A 17,447-nucleotide genomic window follows, 5' to 3' on the forward strand; every position below is an offset into this window, starting at 1 on the left:
TTTTATTTTAATTCTACGATTTTAATTCTAAGGATTGAAAAATAGAGAAATACCCCAAGATATAGGATGTAAGCAGAGCATAATAAAACTATAAATACATTCTTATCGCTTTTATTCATGCCTAAATCTGTCTTAAAAAACAACAAAAATACAACATCTTAAGGCAATCGTTGTATCCTATTTTAAATTTTCTTTTATGCTCAATGAAAGAAAATACTTGGAAGGACATTATTGTGAATACAAAAACAACAAACGTGGTTCATGCGTCTTCATTTAACGCGCCAGTCGCAAAGAAAGTACCACATGAAATGACCATCCATAATGATACACGTACTGATAATTACTATTGGATGCGTGATGATAAACGCTGTGATCCTGAGATCATTGCCCACTTAAACGCAGAAAACGCCTATACCGATGCTGTAATGGCGCATACAGAAGCATTACAACAGCAGCTTTTTGAAGAAATTAAAGGCCGTATTGTAAAAGATGATAATTCAGTCCCCGTAAAACAAGGCAATTACTTCTATTCCAGCGAAGTAACGGGTGATAATGAATATCCTGTTTCAGTTCGAGCAGACGATTTTGAAGGAACGAATAAAACCGTATTGCTTGATATTAACGAACTGGCTAAAAACCACGAGTACTATAACGTTTCAAGCCTGAGCATTAGCCAAGATGAAAATTTACTGGCTTATGGTGAAGACACCGTTAGCCGTCGTATTTACACTATCAAAGTAAAAAACCTGGCTACGGGTGAATACCTTGCTGATGAAATCACAGGCACCAGTGGATCCATTGCGTGGCAGAACGATAACAAAGCGTTTTATTACATCAAGAAAGATCCGCAAACCTTATTGGGGTATCAAGTATTCCGTCACCAATTAGGTACAAACCAGACTGAAGACGTGTTGATTTTTGAAGAAAAAGATCAAACGTTTTATACCTCAATAGGTAAAAGTAAAGATAACGAATTGGTGTATATTTGGCATTCAAGCACTGAAACCAGTGCTGTTTCTATTATCGATGCTAACGATCCAAACGCTACGGCAAAACCATTCTTGGCGCGTGAAGAAGGCTTAGAGTACAGTATTTCGAAACTTGGGCAGCAATTTTACGTGTTGACCAATTATAAGGCTGTTAACTTCCGCTTAATGAAGGTTGATACCGATCAAATCGGTGATAAGTCAAAATGGCAAGATGTAATAGCACCTGCTGAAGGTGTGATGCTAGAAGATTACGAATTATTTGATAACTACCTTGTATATCAGCAACGTTCAAATGGTTTAACCCATGTGACAGTACGTCAATTAGATACCAATGAAGAGCGTGAATTACACTTTAATGATGAAGCATTCACCGCTTTCTTCTATGGCAATAAAGAGCTTAATACCAATAAACTCCGCCTTTACTATTCAAGTATGACAACGCCAGCGTCTCACTTTGATATCAACCTTGATAACAGTGAGTTCGACCTTTTAAAACAGGCTGAAGTACTAGGCGATTTTGAAGCAAGCAACTATCAATCAGAGCGATTAATGATCAACGCTCGTGACGGTAAGCAGGTACCTGTTTCTTTGGTTTACCGTAAAGATTTATTTAAAAAAGATGGCACCAATCCGCTTTACCAATATGGTTACGGTTCTTATGGTTCAACCATTGATCCTAGTTTTTCATCATCACGTTTAAGCTTGCTTGATCGTGGTTTTGTCTATGCTATCGCGCATATTCGCGGCTCTGAAATGCTAGGTCGCCCTTGGTATGAAGATGGAAAGAAACTCACCAAGCAAAACACCTTCAATGATTTTATTGATGTAACAAAAGCACTTATCGAACAAGGTTACGGTGCGAAAGATAAAATCTTTGCTGTTGGCGGCTCTGCAGGCGGTTTGTTAATGGGCGCGATTGCTAACCAAGCGCCTGAATTATATTGCGGTATTGCAGCGCAAGTGCCATTTGTTGATGTGGTAACGACCATGCTGGATGAGTCTATTCCATTAACGACAAACGAATATGACGAATGGGGTAACCCTAATCAGAAAGAGTATTACGAGTACATGTTAAGTTACTCGCCATACGATAATGTTGGTCAGCACGACTACCCAAACATGCTTGTGACAACAGGGCTACATGATTCACAGGTACAGTATTTTGAGCCAATGAAATGGGTAGCAAAACTGCGTGAGATGAAGACAGACAACAATCGTTTACTGTTTAAAACCGATATGGAAGCAGGCCACGGTGGTGCGTCAGGTCGTTTTAAAGCACTCCACGAAGATGCATTGGAATATGCTTTCTTCATCGACCTTTTAAATGAGAAAACGTTGAAGAGTTAAGACGTTTCAATCGTTATAAAACATCAAAGCCAGCAAATATGCTGGCTTTTTTTATTCAATTTGTATCGAATCAATGTGCTCAATACAAATTTTCTGTATATCGCTGTCAGTTAAAGCCACTTGGGTTAAACCACACAAGTGCGTGCCATCTGTTAACGTTTGATTGTGCTTACAGGTTTTGCACACGCCAAAGGATTTGCACTGATTTTGCTGCTGAATCGCGGCTAAAAGGCTTGTAAGTTGTTGCTCTAATAGTTCGCCATCCAATCCACACTCATCTCCCCTACTGTCTTGCCATACCTTTTTCAAAAGTTGTGATGGTTGAATGACAGCGATTAAACTCTCACCTTGCTCTGTGACAGTAAGATGAGTGATCCGTTTGTCATCAGGGTCAATGCTTTTTCGGACATAGCCTTTACTTTCCAGTACTTTCAAGCTTTGTGACACCGTCCCTTTTGTTAAACCAAGGTATTCAGTGACAGCTTTTGGTGTATTGGAAAATCGATTACACACCGACAAATAATACAATGCATCTAATTGCACAGGCTGCAGCCCATGTTCAACTAAACACGTTCTCGTCTCGTTACGGATCAAATTTCCGAGCCGCTCAAGTAACTGATGGATAAGTGTAATATTCATAACTTAATAGTATCGACTCAAAACAATATTGACAAGCTGATTAATGCTCTGCTAAACCTAGTATAGTATCGAGTCGATACAAACTTAAGGATTTAGCATGATGACTATTAAAAATACGATGCCTACACTTTTAGCACACACACTTTCAGCGGTATTGTTTATTGGCGCATCAAGCGTAATGGCGCATTCTAACGGCATTAAAGCTTCCGCCAATAATGCTAAGGATCCCGCGTTTGATATCGTACACGCTAAAATCACAACACAAGGCGATCTTGCAACTTTTCACATCGCGGTATCAGGCATGGCAGGCAAGGTAAAACCGACACCAACGGGAAAATTAGCCGGTAGTGACGTTTTTTCTTATGTCTGGCCAACCACGTTAAACCCTGCTGAAGTTGGTTTTGAAAAAGATACTGGTATTCTTGCATTAGCTGTCACGTCACATCCAGATTTTGATGACACCCCTCTTTATGACGAGAACGGTGATGGTAACAATGCTAATGATGGTAATGTTTGGCACAGTCACTGGGTTGTGCTAAAACCGAATGATAAATGTGGTAAAGGATCATTGGGAGTGGTTGATATTCCAAAAGGTGAAAAACCCAAAGTACCCAAAACATGGCCTGGCTTACCATTGCTTATTGATAGCCCAAATGCTACACCGCAATTTAAAGGAGATAGCCTAAATGTCACAATTAAAATCGACAATATTACAAGCTTAAAACTGGCGAAATTCGATGGCGTCACATCTGGGTTACGGGTCAATGAAAGTGCTCATGCGCCACTATTATGCGTGAAAGATGTGTTTGATGTTGCTTCAGGCGATCTAAGCCTGCCAGGCTTCGTAAATAAATAAGTGTCAACGCATTAATATTATGGCGTGTTTTAGAGTAAAGAAGCACTAAACACGCCATGCTGACTTATCTCAATTAACTCAATGCAGGGCTAAACTTCGTCCACCCCATTAGTAACAAACAAGCAAAGAACGCCCATACTAATGCTGCCAATGATAGTGTCCAAACTAACTCATATTTATAACTAAAGTAATAAACAGCAATAAGGTATGCCGCATAAGGGATTAACGAATAGAGTCCAAACAATGCGGTCATACGTAAATCTGCCATGGTGCGTTCTGTGCCGACGATATAGTGCGCGATTAAAGCAAAGGTAGGAAATAACGGCACTAAGCCTGAGATATAAAAGCTCTTACTTTTAGAAAGTAACGCAATGAGCAAAACAGCAAAAGCCCCTAACAAACACTTGAAAAATAACGCTACCATCAATGATCTTCCTTTATCAGATCGCAGTGATCACTTCTTAGATAGCAGCAATTTACATTAAAATTCTAAACAAGAGTTAATAGTAAAATGTTACGCCTTATTAACTGTTTAAATACGCTTTGCACCCAATGCTTGAGCAATACAGAACTTAGCTACCAGCTTATGAAAAGGTTTAATGAACGCCATGTATAAACGTCCAGATCGTGTTTTTAAATTCACCAATGTTGAAACCGCGTATTCTCTTTCAGAAAGCTTTAATACGGATAACCACATATCCATATTTTTCTCATAAGCTGCTGCAACTACCTCCATTTCCGATACCGATTCAAACACAAGAAAACCAGCTTGTTTACCTGTGGCTATTTGCTCTTTTGGTAACGACATTTCCGTTGCGCCCGCTGAAAAACCCAGCCAACCCATGATCTTATTTCTTATTTTCATTGCAATAATCACAGGCTTAGGTAGATGTGAAAAAATAGCATAATACACATCAATGGCATTTAAGTTTTGTTGACTAATATTGACGGAAAAGGAATCACGATAATAGCGGCCTTTTTCATTGCCTGAGATCCCAGCTGAACTTGGAAAGGTGATTTCTTTGATCATTGTAAGCTCTCCCTGATAAACATATCTCTACATTAACAAATATTCCATTTCCAGATACTTGGGATAAGTGGTGTGAACGCACATTCCTAAATGATATTTACAATTAACCTACATCATCGTTTCTACACTTTTTTCACCTTGGTACTTTTATCCTGCCCTAACACTTAAATAAACTATTTTTATCTTAGGATTACAATGTCAAAACTGACCTTATCAAGGCTATTACTACTCATTGGCTCAATCTTTTTTCTAGGCAGTATGGGGCTAACGTTAAGCCATATTGGAGATCCCCATTACCAAATACACAGTTGGTATCACTTCTTTCGAGAAGCAACCAGTAACTTGATTTTATTAGCGATGGTTTACCTGATTTACTTTGGCTCAACTACATGGCGAACGCCAACATCGTGGAAAATCTTATTTGTGATTTTTGCCGCTTTCTTTTTACCGTATTGGATTGGTGCGCCTTTTAATGAAGCATTAAGTGCGCCACACTTTCGTGCTGTCATAACACATATATTACAAGCAGGATTAATGTATAGCTCTCTTTTAATTGCTCATTCGGAATTCAAATAATTAAGTATAAAATGGTTGAACTTTACCAACCTCTTAATGCTCGCGCTTAAAAATAGATACAAGTTAACTAAAATATAGTCATTTATTAATTTTACATTCGTAGTGAAAAAATTTTAATCTATTGTCTAATACCTTTACCTGTTACACACAGAAACACTTTATTCATAAATAGTCACAAAAAGCACGCCATCCTTTCTATAAATGAAAATACTTTTAATAATATTAAATGCAATTAACAAAGAAAATATTAGGTCTTAAATATTAATGTTCTGTTCAGGCTTCATTAAACAAAACACTGTTTAATTTGATTTTTAATATTCAATTGTAATTGAAAGAAAAATATCCATAACTAAAAATATAAATATCTATAAGGTTTATCAAAAATGTCTCAACAAGCCATCGCATCAAGCGCGGTATTTAAACGTGGATCATTTTTATCCAACATGCTTTATCCAAACATCACTGGAATTGATAAAGTAAGAAAAAAATTTCGTCTCTATTGCTGGTGTGTGTTCTCACCTAAAGTTACTGATGAACTAATGAGCTGTTTCGATGACCCATTACTTGAAAAATTAATCACGGTATATCCGTCATTTATTGAGAAACCACTTAAGCCATATGGCTGTGTTTCATGGGATAAAAAACAAAGAATGCAGATGTTGAAAAAACATCTCCAATTTATGCTGAACAACTTTTCTTCAAACCTTTTAAATATATATCAGCATGAAGGCCTTAAGTTATCTCAAATAACAGATAAAAACGACAACGTTTACAATATCTATCTTGATGCAGGTTACTCAAGAGAAGGTTCGCTGGGTCTTACGCTCACCGATAGTAACGACATGCAATTATATTGTATTAGTTTTACCGTTAATCAAGATCAAAACCATTTACATATTGGTGCGTTACAAGGCCCAGACAGTGATATTGAGAACCGTCAAGAACTCATCAAAGAGTTAACTAAGGGACTATATGGCTTACGTCCTAAGGCATTAATGGTGGAATTAGCTCTAATTTTTGCTGATGCTTATCAATTAAAAAACATTACCGCTGTCAGTAATAATGGCCACATTTATCAAGCACTCCGTTATATCGGTTCAAAACGTCATGCGGTTAACTGTGACTATGACCAGATCTGGCAAGAATATAAGGGTGTTAAAGAAAGTAACGTAACCTATAAATTACCTTTATTACCAGAGCGAAAAGACTTAAGCACACTCAATCGTAATAAACGCAAGCTTTATAAAAACCGTTATCAGTGGCTGGATGAATTAAAACAAACATTAGCGTTAGCACTTAAATCGGTAAATTAATAAAGTATGAATGAATGACAGTAGTCTTTATTACTCATATTTTTCTAATCTTATTTAATTAGAAAATTTAGCGTTAAATGACCATAAACAGAAAAACCGCTCACAAGGAGCGGTCTTTATGTCGATGGGTGTGCGAACCATCAATTATTTTTTATCAATTCAGGAAAATCGATGAGGTAATCATATATCAAACTAAAAACTCTTCAAACAGATATAACGCACTATTTAATTGAATAATCAACTACTTTTAAAAAACGTGATCATTTTTAAAAGATCAAGGTTACGTACTAGAAAAAAGGGTGATAAATGACAGACATAGAAAAATCGTTATGCCATAAAATAAACTAAAGTATCTAGATTAACGTTCTGTTATCGTATCCCGTTAAACATTCTTTTAAAACAGAAGTAACAGCGTGTGGATAAGTAATAGCATTAAGCTAATACTAAATAGTTTTACAACTCCTCACTAAATTTACCACACTGGTTACATTTATAACCATGTTGGTATGTAAACAAAGGGAAACCTAGCACAATAAACATTAAAAATGCTGGGCGCTTACCTTTCGTATAAGTAACTACATCATGACTACCGCAATAAGCACAATGTTCATGCTCGTTGTCAAAAGATGGTATTTGTTCTTCTAGCGCATCAGAAAAATCACTTTCAAGTAGCACTCTTGCTGACTCTATATCTTTTTCTTCCACCATCAAACGCACTCCCCCCATTGCATTAGAATAGAGCCATTGTGTATTGACCGTAAATTCGTCGGCAAGGCAACAGTGAATACCTGCACTTTCTAGATTGGCTTTCGCTATATGCGCTTCATGTACAAAAGAAAATCGCTCTACAACAACCATATGTCCTCCTAACTTAGGTGTACGACATTTAATTTTCAATCCGCTATAAAAAAGCTCTGATCAATAATCAGAGCTTAATTTTACCTTTATCAACTAAACCTAACCTGTCTGTTAATGATTTTTATTTACATCACCTAACTTTAACCAAGTATCGATCACAGTATCAGGGTTTAGCGAAACAGAACTAATACCTTGCTCCATTAACCATTTTGCTAAATCATCATGGTCTGATGGTCCTTGACCACAAATACCGACGTACTTACCCGCTTTCGTTGCCGCATCAATCGCCATTTTCAGCATTGCTTTAACCGCAGGATTACGCTCATCAAAGAGATGCGCAACATCACCAGAGTCACGATCCAAACCGAGCGTTAACTGAGTCATATCGTTCGAACCAATCGAGAAACCATCAAAGTATTTCAAGAAATCATCCGCTAATACGGCATTTGATGGCAGTTCACACATCATGATCACTTTCAAACCCTGATCGCCTCGGCGTAAATCATTTTTTGCCAGTAACTCAATAACAGATGCAGCTTCACTAGGCGTACGTACAAACGGGATCATAATTTCAACGTTCTTTAAACCCATTTCATTACGAACACGTTTCATCGCTTGTGTTTCAAGTTCAAAGCAATCTTCAAATACTGGTGATATATAACGAGAAGCACCACGGAAACCTAACATTGGGTTTTCTTCATGGGGTTCAAATTCTTTACCACCAATTAAGTTACTGTACTCATTAGATTTGAAATCAGACATTCGAACAATCACACGCTTAGGCCAGAACGCCGCAGCAATGGTAGAAATGCCTTCGGTTAACTTGCTAACATAAAAATCAATAGGATCGTTATAGCCCTTAATTTTCTCTCGAATTTGCGCTTTTAACTCATCACTTTGTGCATCAAAGTTCAATAATGCTTTCGGGTGAATACCAATCATTTTATTGATGATAAATTCTAAACGCGCTAAACCTACGCCTTCATTCGGTAATTGTGCAAAATCAAATGCACGCTCTGGATTACCTACATTCATCATCACTTTGGTTGGTAATATTGGTAATTCATCTACCGCAGAGCGTCGAACTTCATAGTTCAATTCGCCTTGGTAAACATAACCTGTTTCACCTTCCGCGCAAGAAGCAGTAATCGTTGTGCCATCTGTTAATACTTCAGTTGCATTACCACAACCCACAATCGCAGGGATGCCTAATTCACGAGCAATAATGGCAGCATGGCAAGTACGACCGCCACGGTTAGTAATAATCGCAGAAGCACGTTTCATCACAGGTTCCCAGTCAGGATCAGTCATATCTGTGACGAGTACATCCCCTTCTTGTACCAGTGACATTTGATCAAGCGAATCAACCAAGCGTACTTTACCGCTGCCAATACGTTGTCCAATCGCGCGACCTTCTACCAACACATCCGCTTTATTATTCAGCTCATAACGCTCAATTACATTTTGAGATTCTTGCGAACATACCGTTTCTGGACGTGCTTGAACAATGTACAGCTTGCCATCAATACCATCTTTCGCCCATTCAATATCCATTGGACGTTGATAGTGCTTTTCAATGATCATCGCTTGTTTAGCAAGCTCTTTAATCTCTTCATCATTAATCGAGAACTGGTATTGTTCTTCATCTGTGGTATCAACAATGTCTACTTGCTTACCAATTTCTTGATTATCTGAGTAGATCATCTTGATAAGTTTTGAACCAAAATTCTTTCTTACTATCGGTGCATGCCCAGCTTCTAACATTGGTTTATGGACATAAAACTCATCAGGGTTTACTGCCCCCTGAACCACCATTTCACCTAAGCCCCAAGAGGAGGTAATAAACACAACTTGATCAAAGCCTGATTCCGTATCAAGCGTAAACATCACCCCTGACGCTGCTTTATCAGAACGCACCATACGCTGAATACCTGCAGACAGTGCAATACCCTTATGATCAAAACCTTGGTGAACGCGATAAGAAATGGCGCGATCATTAAATAGCGAGGCATAAACGTGTTTCGTTGCCTCTAATACGGCATCAACACCTTTCACATTAAGAAATGTTTCTTGTTGACCCGCAAAGGAAGCATCAGGTAAATCTTCAGCCGTTGCAGAAGATCGAACCGCAACCGACAACGCTTGATTATCCTCAATAAGCTCAAGGTAATCACGACGGATGCTCTCTTCTAATTCAAGTGGAAACGGCGCATCTAAAATCCAGTTACGGATTGTCGCCCCAGTGCGCTGAAGTGCTTCAACATCATTAACATCAAGAGCTCCAAGTAAATCGTAAATACGGTTATTTAGCCCTTCATATTCTAAAAACTCATGGAATGCGTAAGAGGTAGTCGCGAACCCATTAGGAACAGACACTCCCGCATTTGAAAGGTTTGATACCATTTCACCAAGCGAGGCATTTTTTCCGCCAACTTGGTTCACATCATTCATTGATAAAGTGTTGAACCAAAGGGTGTACTTTTGCATGTGTATCTCCGAAGTAATTCAGCTACCATTCATAAGCAATCGTTTGCGTTACTGCGTAAAAAAAACCACTTTTTCGTCAGGTTGTGGCATTAGTTACAGAACGTACGACGACTTTTCTATACTTTATTAACATCTTATCTCAAAAATAAATCCTTATTTGAACTTATTATGCATCACAAAATTAAAACTCGTGACGTGTTCTACATTTCTGATGGAACGGCCATAACATGTCAAACGGTTGGACATGCTGTCCTTGCGCAATTTCCATTGAAAGTCAATGAACAGACCTTTCCTTTCACGGAAAATGGGCACAAGGTCGCTGAAGTTATTAAAGAGCTTGAACGATCTTTTTTAGCGACGGGAGAAAAGCCTTTGGTTTTCTTCTCTATGGTCGTACCTGAAATTAAACAACAGTTACTGTCAGCCAATGCCCTGTTCTACGATGTATTACAAACCATGGTTAATTTTGTTGCCGACGATCTACAATTAGAACCAAAGCCACAACTACAACGCTCACACAGTGTTGGTAAGGATCAAGACGGTTATTTTGATCGAATAGCGGCTATCGAATACACCCTTTCCCACGATGACGGTATTTCTCTTCGTGGTTTAGAGGACGCTGATTTGATATTACTTGGCGTGTCACGCAGTGGGAAAACACCCACCAGCCTTTACATGGCAATGCAATTTGGTTTAAGAGTTGTGAACTACCCATTTATTGCCGAAGATCTTGCCAAACTTCGTTTACTGCCTGAATTTGAAATACATAGACATAAACTTTTTGGCCTAACTATAGATCCAGAGAGGTTGACAGAAATCCGAAACAACCGACTCGCCAATAGTGATTATGCCAGTGAAAGCCAGTGTGAGTCTGAGCTGTTCAGTGTAGAGAGTTTATTTCGCAGAGAGGCGATCCCTTATATCAACACATCCAGTATGTCCGTTGAAGAAATCTCAACCAGAATATTAGAAAGAACAGGATTAAAACGCCGCCTGTTTTAGTCCTTAATAAAAGACATAAAAAATAAAGCTCTGAATACATAGCCGTAAACAGAGCTTTTATTTATTCGATTACAGCGTGTTAGCTGAGATTTTTTATTGAGCACATTATGCATTGATAACAGTGACTTGCACATACCTCCCCTATCTAACACATCAAAAAATCACTTCTTAAAATAGGTTGAAGGCTCAGGTAAAACAGGTGGCGTACTATCCATATAAGTTAAAAAGTGCATCCAAACATCATGGGTTCTTTCTTTGGTTAATTGAGTTTTACAATCCAATGCCATTACATTACGAATAGTACCCTCACGCCATTGGGTATAAACCGCATTACATTGCGCTTTCATATACACTTCCCAATCTTTTTGCGCTTTCTCTATCGCCTTCACTAACTCAGGATCTTTTTTATTGTGCTCAACGCTAGCAGCTAAATATTTGGATAATTCTTCTTGCGCAGAGGTCAAGGTTAACGATGCACAATCATTAATTTCCAACGTATTACGAGGGTTATCGCAATCTAATACTTTTTTGGCTGCGAACGACGGGAATGACAAACAGACAAATATAATTAGCCAGTACTTTTTCATCGATACGCCTCATTTAAATATAAGCAACATGTGTTAACAAAAAGATTAGCTCAATTATAGCGTTATGAATCTACTCTTCCCGAAAAGACATCTAGCAACGGGCCCCTTCTGGTACAATTATGGGTAAATCTGTACAACCGAAATCAACACCAAACTGACTCAAGATACAGGTCATTTGACCGCGATGATGCGTTTGGTGATTAAAAATATGCTGACAAAACTCACCAACATAGCGTTCAATGAGCTGACCATCTGTTGTTGTATATCTCACGATTTCATTACAGGTTGCTACGGTAAATCCCTTTGTTATATCAATATACACAGCATCAACTAAGGTACGTAATTGTGATAGTTCATCCATTGTTGTTACGAATGTATCATTAATCCTTTTCGCTACAGGTAACTGCTCTAGGATTTCCGAATTAACCTCAACGATATTATTAGCTATTAAACGTCGCAGCATAATTAAGTCGCCAAACAGAATATGATTCCAATGCGCCATTACGCTTGGAAAAAATGCATTGGTATTTTGATACAGTTGTTCATCTGTAAGCTGTTTACATGCATTTAAAAGCTGATTATTCATACGCTGATTGTATATTGCCAACATTCTAAAGTTTGAGGATAAATCCATTTTTGCCTCTTCTTATCATGACTTATTTATTAAAAGTACCAGTCAGCAAATTAAGCTACTGGTATTTAATTTTGTTATAACACTTTTACTAAAAAGTACGTTTTATGCCCTTTGGGCGAATCATCAATTTCGCCATAGACTTTAAATCCCTGCTTTTCATAAAACGGTTTTGCTTGAAAATCTAACGTCTCAGTTCGTATTTGTGTTAATTGTTTTTCTTTCGCGAACGTCACTAATTGTTCGATAAGTTGAGAACCAACACCATGCCCACGAGTTTCTTCCGACAACCAAAGCAACTCCAATACGCAATAACTCCACACCACACTTGCTTGCAGCCCACCAACATATTCACCTTGTTCATTCTGCGCCATAATCGCAAAACGTAAGCCTGATTCAAACTCACCTTCATTAGGTAAATGTGGTGCATTAAAAGCGCTGATACCATCACTTATCACTTGTAATTGATGCTCAGAGGGTTGAACAGACACTTCAATTTTCAATGTTTGCTCCAATGACAATAAGAAAATATTAACGCGAAGAAACTAGCATGAAAATTATCTTAATGCTTTGGGTTATAGGCTATTCTGCGACATCAGTTAGAATCATTAATGACAAGTAAAAACACGCTTTCATTGTGATCGGTTATCAAAAGAAAACGCTAATAAAAACGAACAATGATGTCACGGTTCATACTCTTATAATCATGAATAATGGTTGCCCCAATATCAGACAGGTTCAGTTCACCAACAATGTTTAATCAGCTACGATTACACGTAGTTTCAATCACTTAATCTTGACCAGTAAATATCCAGCCATGCGTTTAATTTGTGATTTAAGGCAGGGATTAGTAAGCAACGCATATGTTTGCCTTTAAATGTATATTAAAATCATATGCTTTAATCTATTACATTCAAAATAGCCGCATGACGATACAAGCACAAACTGCTGCGTTTACGATTACATACGACCCTAAAAATATTCATTCATTAAGAAATGGCCTAAAAGATTACCGCCAGTTCATTCAACAAGAACAAGCCTTTAGTGATTTTCACTGCCATGTTCGTTTTAAATTAGAAGACAATACCGACGACAGCTTCGCTGAATTACTGCATGATCCCCTCTTAAAAACTCTTTTATCATTTAGTGATGTCAGCCTTACAGAATTAACTCAAAATCATAAATTAGCAGACTGTTATATAGAGCCTGAAACCGCTTTTTTCTTACGAGCATTAACGTATCCTGAGTTAGAAGACGAGCTTAAACAAACAGCGGTAGTGCTAAGTCAGGTATCTCGTCAAATAAATGATTCAGCAGAAATGTGGATATCTGATACAGAAGTACTAGGGCTATCAGCATTGCTCGCTTTAGCACTTAAATATCCTAAATATACTTATCTATTAGCAGCTTACATCGTTCCATATTGGGATACTGAACATGCGCCTTTTGGTGAAGAAGTATTAGCGCTTGTTGCAAGCCATCATGGTTACAGTCACGATATGCTAAAAGCATTTTGCTATTGCGATAACGACAGTGCCCGCGCCAAAATGTTTGCTTTGCAACATACGACTTATGATGAACATCAAGCAGCAGTCGGCGATGCTAAGCCTCAATCATTGCTAGATACCTTCCGCCAGCAACCACAAGAGTTTGAAGTATTTAAAAAACTACTTAAGCAGCGTTTTTCTGAACAAGATTATCTTCAGTATGTTGATGATGAACGTTATTACAATGAAGATCCTATTCGTAGCTTTGTCATGTCTTTAGTCGCCACAGATGACGGTTCGGGTTGCTACGATACTGATGAACAATCTCTTACGATGAGTGAGGCATGGTTTATTGATTCATCTGCCGATGATGCTGCTGCGGATCTTAAATTAGAAGTAGAAACTTATTTAGGTCGTTCAATTGTTGCACCTAAAACGATCGAAGAAGATGATGATCTGACTGAGCATTATTATCGTGGAACTGGAATTTCCCAGTGGAAAGCTTTTATTACTGGAGCATTAAATCACGGTACAGAAATATGGGATTTTATTGTTAGTGGTGACAATGAGCAGATACTGGAACAGGTTGAACCTTGTGATATTGAAGGGTTGATCCGAGCAGGTAACTATCAACTTATTGGTAAAGTAAATTATTTTGTCGGCAGCTTTGATTCATTTGATAGTGAATTAGAGAAGATTATTTATGATGTACTTGCTGATTGGACGTTTGATGATGATGGTGAAGCGAATGAGTCTGAGGGGCGTTTTAAGTTATTTCGTCTATTAGATGTGCTTTATCGCTGCAATGGTAATAAAGAGTTTGATCCTAATTTTATCGAGCATATGGTCACTGAATATGAATTCTTTAGTCACAGTGCGTTTATGGCTCGTTATCCTGGTGATTGGCGAATTATGTTCAGTCACGCGCTGGATTCATTTTCAGGTTATCGCAGTAATATTGAACGTAATGAAGCAGAAAGTTTGTATGCATTGACGCAACAACATAGATCAGAAGTTGCTGAATTTATAGCCAAGATGGCAAGTGATGAAGACTGTGAACAGATAACCTTACTGGGTCTTTGTGCCATTATTGCTTATTTTGATCAGCAACATACCATTTGTGATGATCTCACTCAAAAAGTATTACAGATCTTAAATGATCAGCTTGTTGCTGCTATTTATCAGCAAACGGCAGAAACAAGTCTGTTCCAGTGCGCAAAAAAACGTCGTTATCGCAATGATTACAGTAAGCTAGATGAAGCTGAAATCAGCCAAATAAATCAGGATTGGCAAATCGTAGAGCAATACCTAAAAGGGGATGCGCAAGATTTTGAGCTTGTTTTAACTGCGTTTGAAAAGCATCAAGTACGTTGCGATGAAGAAGATGCACTTTTCCGTGCGTTGCCGCATTACGAATTTTTACGTGATTTTGATGATAAAGCCCAAAAATTATTAGTTTGCGCCCAAATTATTGCTCAGTTTTCTCAATCATCGATTCAGCTTTTCGCTCAACGTTATGTGGCGTTGTGGTTACACATTGCACCAACGAAAACTTTGAAGATGTTGGCTTATTTTCATGTTAAACCTCGTTACGGTCATGAGTCCTACAGCGACTTTGATAAACGTCATCACCAAAAAATTGCATTTATCGAACAACTAGAAGGTGTAACGGCTGTTGGTGAAAGTGCTTATTTGTTAGAAAACTTGATTGGTGAGATGCCAAGCGATACTGATATGCAAGTGGTGTTTGAACTTTGGTTTAAGCAATTTCAAGAGGAATTATCGTTACCAGAAGAGCAACGTAGTTTACATCATGCTCTCACCATTATTTTGCCGCGTTATCAGCAAATATTCATGACAGAGCTGAAGCAATTTAATTCGGCTCTTATCCCTAACTATTTTGAACAAATGCTGTTGGATTTAGTGATAAATCGTGTCACGCAACGTATTCAAAATACGATTCATGACAAACGTGAATTCAATCAGCAAGAACGACATGATGTTGAAGTTGTGCGCCAATATCTGTTGTTAGATACACCAGCCTCGTCAGCTCAAATTGATGCTGTTGTGTCAATGATGGAGAAACGCTATATCGATGACTTTAATAGTCCTTATGGTGGTGTTGAGCTTGATAAGCTGTTTTGGCATTTGTCTTCAGTGCAGCAAGACAACCTCATGCAGATCTATATTCATCACAGTGATATGTCGTTTGATGTTTTGTGCCAGTGGCGTAATGAAGAGCAACAATATTGGCTTTGTGAACGGGCACTGGGATTAGGAATGAACACGCTGCAATTGCTACGGTTGATCCTTAAAGAGCAGTGGCATAACTGCTTAGTTCTATTACCTAATCAAGACCTACTTGCTGAGCAAGCACAAACGCTGGATATCGAAACGTTATATCAGCTATTAATCAATGTCGCTAAGTTAGGCAATTTTGAACACTTTATTACCACGTTTAAAGATCACGCTTCACGTCGGATCCGTGATCTAGTCGCTGACATTCACAATGGCAAATATGCACCATTGCATTCTTCTCTGCTTGAAGTAATCAATTACGGTATTTATACAGAAGTAGGGACAGTTGATGATGGTGAGGTAACTGAACTAGACGACGATACTGATGATGAGTTTGTGGCTGTTACCCAACTCGAACACCAAAAGGAAACATTGTTAGTAGAAGCGGAAGTCGGTGTGATGATTGGTATGAGGGTCGGCTACTTCAGTGATGATGAAGAACAAGCATTGCCTGAAGTATTAGCGTTTAAAGTGCGTGTTCATCATCCTTATATTCGAAGTCATGACGGGTATGTTTCGCAGTGGGATTCAGAAGTGACACTAGATTATAGCTGTTATGTGGGATGGACGTTTTCGCATAAGAGCTTGTGTGTTGCTGGTATATACAAGATCGAATTACTTGATTTAAAAGATAATATAATTGAATCAAAAACGTTTCATGTTGTATCTAAACGCCCGTTGCTCGTTGATGCCTTGATAGAGCAATATCAAAGTAGTGACTTATTACAGCATCAAGTCGGTTGTTTAAATTTAAGTGATAAAGCGTTAGCGATTGTTGATGCTAAAAAACACTGTGATACGTTGAATATTGCTCATCAACTTGAGAACAGTTTAATCAACGTTTATAGCTATTTTGATGATAAACAATTGGCATTTAGCGAACTTCGTTTAAATGATTCCTCGGTACAACATTGGTACATTGCTTCTAATCAATTACGCATGTTTATTGAAAAACGTGTGAAAGGTAAAAAGCTGCTATTGGGCACGGCAGCGGCAACAAAATTTGCGTTAGACAACAAACAGCAGTGGCACAAAGTGGTGAACCGTAAATCACCAGTGTCTTTATTTCAGCCTCAAGAGTCCAAAGCAGATAATGTGCTTGCTTTACATTTGGATAAAGGAGGTTTTAGAACATTAGTTGGTTACAGTGCTGATGGAAAGCCATGTTGTATCGTACTGGCTCATATGAAATTAGGGTTATTTAGACGCTTATTATTACGTATGGTAGCAAAAGTCGCGCACAATGCGATTAATGATAAAGGGTTGCCCTCGACACTTTGAGTCCAACCTTAATGGTATTTGTATACATACCTATAGAATGCAAAGAAAAACCGTAGTGTTTCACTG

14 protein-coding genes and 1 pseudogene are annotated in these 17,447 nt (G+C 38.1%); 6 read left to right on the forward strand and 9 right to left on the reverse strand.

Features of this window, described 5'->3' with window-relative positions; all coding sequences use genetic code 11:
* The first annotated feature begins 203 nt into the window (after window positions 1-203).
* Entirely contained in the window at window positions 204-2,336 is a 2,133-nt protein-coding gene (locus BTO08_RS21125; protein WP_431356679.1) for a S9 family peptidase, read from the forward strand.
* A 51-nt stretch (window positions 2,337-2,387) separates the two neighbouring features.
* Here the strand turns inward: BTO08_RS21125 and BTO08_RS21130 are convergent, their stop codons facing one another.
* Window positions 2,388-2,975: a MarR family winged helix-turn-helix transcriptional regulator gene (locus BTO08_RS21130; RefSeq protein WP_105062517.1), complete on the reverse strand. Its 588-nt coding sequence runs from the start codon at window positions 2,973-2,975 to the stop codon at window positions 2,388-2,390.
* A gap of 100 nt (window positions 2,976-3,075) precedes the next feature.
* On the opposite strand from BTO08_RS21130, the gene BTO08_RS21135 reads away from it, so the two are divergent.
* On the forward strand, window positions 3,076-3,831 hold the full coding sequence (locus tag BTO08_RS21135; RefSeq protein WP_105062712.1) for a hypothetical protein: 756 nt from the start codon (window positions 3,076-3,078) through the stop codon (window positions 3,829-3,831).
* 73 nt (window positions 3,832-3,904) lie between these two features.
* Here the strand turns inward: BTO08_RS21135 and BTO08_RS21140 are convergent, their stop codons facing one another.
* Together BTO08_RS21140 and BTO08_RS21145 are read right to left on the reverse strand one after the other, a co-directional pair.
* The gene (locus tag BTO08_RS21140; protein WP_008989077.1) at window positions 3,905-4,255 is read right to left on the reverse strand and encodes a GlpM family protein; all 351 of its coding nucleotides are present in this window, start codon (window positions 4,253-4,255) and stop codon (window positions 3,905-3,907) included.
* Window positions 4,256-4,363: 108 nt separating this feature from the next.
* On the reverse strand, window positions 4,364-4,861 hold the full coding sequence (locus BTO08_RS21145) for a DUF2867 domain-containing protein (protein ID WP_105062518.1): 498 nt from the start codon (window positions 4,859-4,861) through the stop codon (window positions 4,364-4,366).
* A 195-nt stretch (window positions 4,862-5,056) separates the two neighbouring features.
* Between BTO08_RS21145 and BTO08_RS21150 the strand changes: the two genes are divergently transcribed.
* On the forward strand, window positions 5,057-5,437 hold the full coding sequence (locus tag BTO08_RS21150) for a hypothetical protein (RefSeq protein ID WP_105062519.1): 381 nt from the start codon (window positions 5,057-5,059) through the stop codon (window positions 5,435-5,437).
* Between the two features lie 383 nt (window positions 5,438-5,820).
* Window positions 5,821-6,750, forward strand: a complete 930-nt coding sequence (locus BTO08_RS21155) for a VirK/YbjX family protein (RefSeq protein ID WP_105062520.1) — start codon at window positions 5,821-5,823, stop codon at window positions 6,748-6,750.
* A gap of 453 nt (window positions 6,751-7,203) precedes the next feature.
* Here the strand turns inward: BTO08_RS21155 and BTO08_RS21160 are convergent, their stop codons facing one another.
* Window positions 7,204-7,608: a DUF2007 domain-containing protein gene (locus BTO08_RS21160; RefSeq protein ID WP_105062521.1), complete on the reverse strand. Its 405-nt coding sequence runs from the start codon at window positions 7,606-7,608 to the stop codon at window positions 7,204-7,206.
* Window positions 7,609-7,719: 111 nt separating this feature from the next.
* A complete protein-coding gene (gene ppsA / locus BTO08_RS21165; protein WP_105062522.1) occupies window positions 7,720-10,095 on the reverse strand; it encodes a phosphoenolpyruvate synthase in 2,376 nt (791 codons plus the stop codon).
* A gap of 168 nt (window positions 10,096-10,263) precedes the next feature.
* On the opposite strand from ppsA, the gene ppsR reads away from it, so the two are divergent.
* Window positions 10,264-11,097 carry a posphoenolpyruvate synthetase regulatory kinase/phosphorylase PpsR gene (ppsR, locus tag BTO08_RS21170; protein WP_105062523.1) on the forward strand — a complete coding sequence of 278 codons (834 nt, stop codon included), beginning with the start codon at window positions 10,264-10,266 and terminating at the stop codon, window positions 11,095-11,097.
* 161 nt (window positions 11,098-11,258) lie between these two features.
* Here the strand turns inward: ppsR and BTO08_RS21175 are convergent, their stop codons facing one another.
* The 4 genes and pseudogenes from BTO08_RS21175 to BTO08_RS22465 all read right to left on the reverse strand — a co-directional run.
* Window positions 11,259-11,684 carry a lysozyme inhibitor LprI family protein gene (locus BTO08_RS21175; protein WP_005364422.1) on the reverse strand — a complete coding sequence of 142 codons (426 nt, stop codon included), beginning with the start codon at window positions 11,682-11,684 and terminating at the stop codon, window positions 11,259-11,261.
* 91 nt (window positions 11,685-11,775) lie between these two features.
* The gene (locus BTO08_RS21180; RefSeq protein WP_105062524.1) at window positions 11,776-12,318 is read right to left on the reverse strand and encodes a DinB family protein; all 543 of its coding nucleotides are present in this window, start codon (window positions 12,316-12,318) and stop codon (window positions 11,776-11,778) included.
* Window positions 12,319-12,392: 74 nt separating this feature from the next.
* Window positions 12,393-12,818, reverse strand: a complete 426-nt coding sequence (locus BTO08_RS21185) for a GNAT family N-acetyltransferase (RefSeq protein WP_105062525.1) — start codon at window positions 12,816-12,818, stop codon at window positions 12,393-12,395.
* Window positions 12,819-12,979: 161 nt separating this feature from the next.
* Window positions 12,980-13,138: pseudogene (locus tag BTO08_RS22465) on the reverse strand (IS630 family transposase); the annotation flags it as partial.
* Window positions 13,139-13,241: 103 nt separating this feature from the next.
* On the opposite strand from BTO08_RS22465, the gene BTO08_RS21190 reads away from it, so the two are divergent.
* Entirely contained in the window at window positions 13,242-17,381 is a 4,140-nt protein-coding gene (locus BTO08_RS21190) for a DUF3859 domain-containing protein (protein WP_105062713.1), read from the forward strand.
* Window positions 17,382-17,447: the final 66 nt, after the last annotated feature.

This window comes from Photobacterium angustum, from assembly GCF_002954615.1.
GTDB lineage: Bacteria > Pseudomonadota > Gammaproteobacteria > Enterobacterales > Vibrionaceae > Photobacterium > Photobacterium angustum_A.

Bases quoted from the DNA above. Each gene is read 5' to 3' on its own strand.
- BTO08_RS21125 (WP_431356679.1), top strand. From the start codon at position 204: ATGAAAGAAAATACTTGGAAGGACATTATTGTGAATACAAAAACAACA.
- BTO08_RS21130 (WP_105062517.1), bottom strand. From the start codon at position 2,975: ATGAATATTACACTTATCCATCAGTTACTTGAGCGGCTCGGAAATTTG.
- BTO08_RS21135 (WP_105062712.1), top strand. From the start codon at position 3,076: ATGACTATTAAAAATACGATGCCTACACTTTTAGCACACACACTTTCA.
- BTO08_RS21140 (WP_008989077.1), bottom strand. From the start codon at position 4,255: ATGGTAGCGTTATTTTTCAAGTGTTTGTTAGGGGCTTTTGCTGTTTTG.
- BTO08_RS21145 (WP_105062518.1), bottom strand. From the start codon at position 4,861: ATGATCAAAGAAATCACCTTTCCAAGTTCAGCTGGGATCTCAGGCAAT.
- BTO08_RS21150 (WP_105062519.1), top strand. From the start codon at position 5,057: ATGTCAAAACTGACCTTATCAAGGCTATTACTACTCATTGGCTCAATC.
- BTO08_RS21155 (WP_105062520.1), top strand. From the start codon at position 5,821: ATGTCTCAACAAGCCATCGCATCAAGCGCGGTATTTAAACGTGGATCA.
- BTO08_RS21160 (WP_105062521.1), bottom strand. From the start codon at position 7,608: ATGGTTGTTGTAGAGCGATTTTCTTTTGTACATGAAGCGCATATAGCG.
- ppsA (WP_105062522.1), bottom strand. From the start codon at position 10,095: ATGCAAAAGTACACCCTTTGGTTCAACACTTTATCAATGAATGATGTG.
- ppsR (WP_105062523.1), top strand. From the start codon at position 10,264: ATGCATCACAAAATTAAAACTCGTGACGTGTTCTACATTTCTGATGGA.
- BTO08_RS21175 (WP_005364422.1), bottom strand. From the start codon at position 11,684: ATGAAAAAGTACTGGCTAATTATATTTGTCTGTTTGTCATTCCCGTCG.
- BTO08_RS21180 (WP_105062524.1), bottom strand. From the start codon at position 12,318: ATGGATTTATCCTCAAACTTTAGAATGTTGGCAATATACAATCAGCGT.
- BTO08_RS21190 (WP_105062713.1), top strand. From the start codon at position 13,242: ATGACGATACAAGCACAAACTGCTGCGTTTACGATTACATACGACCCT.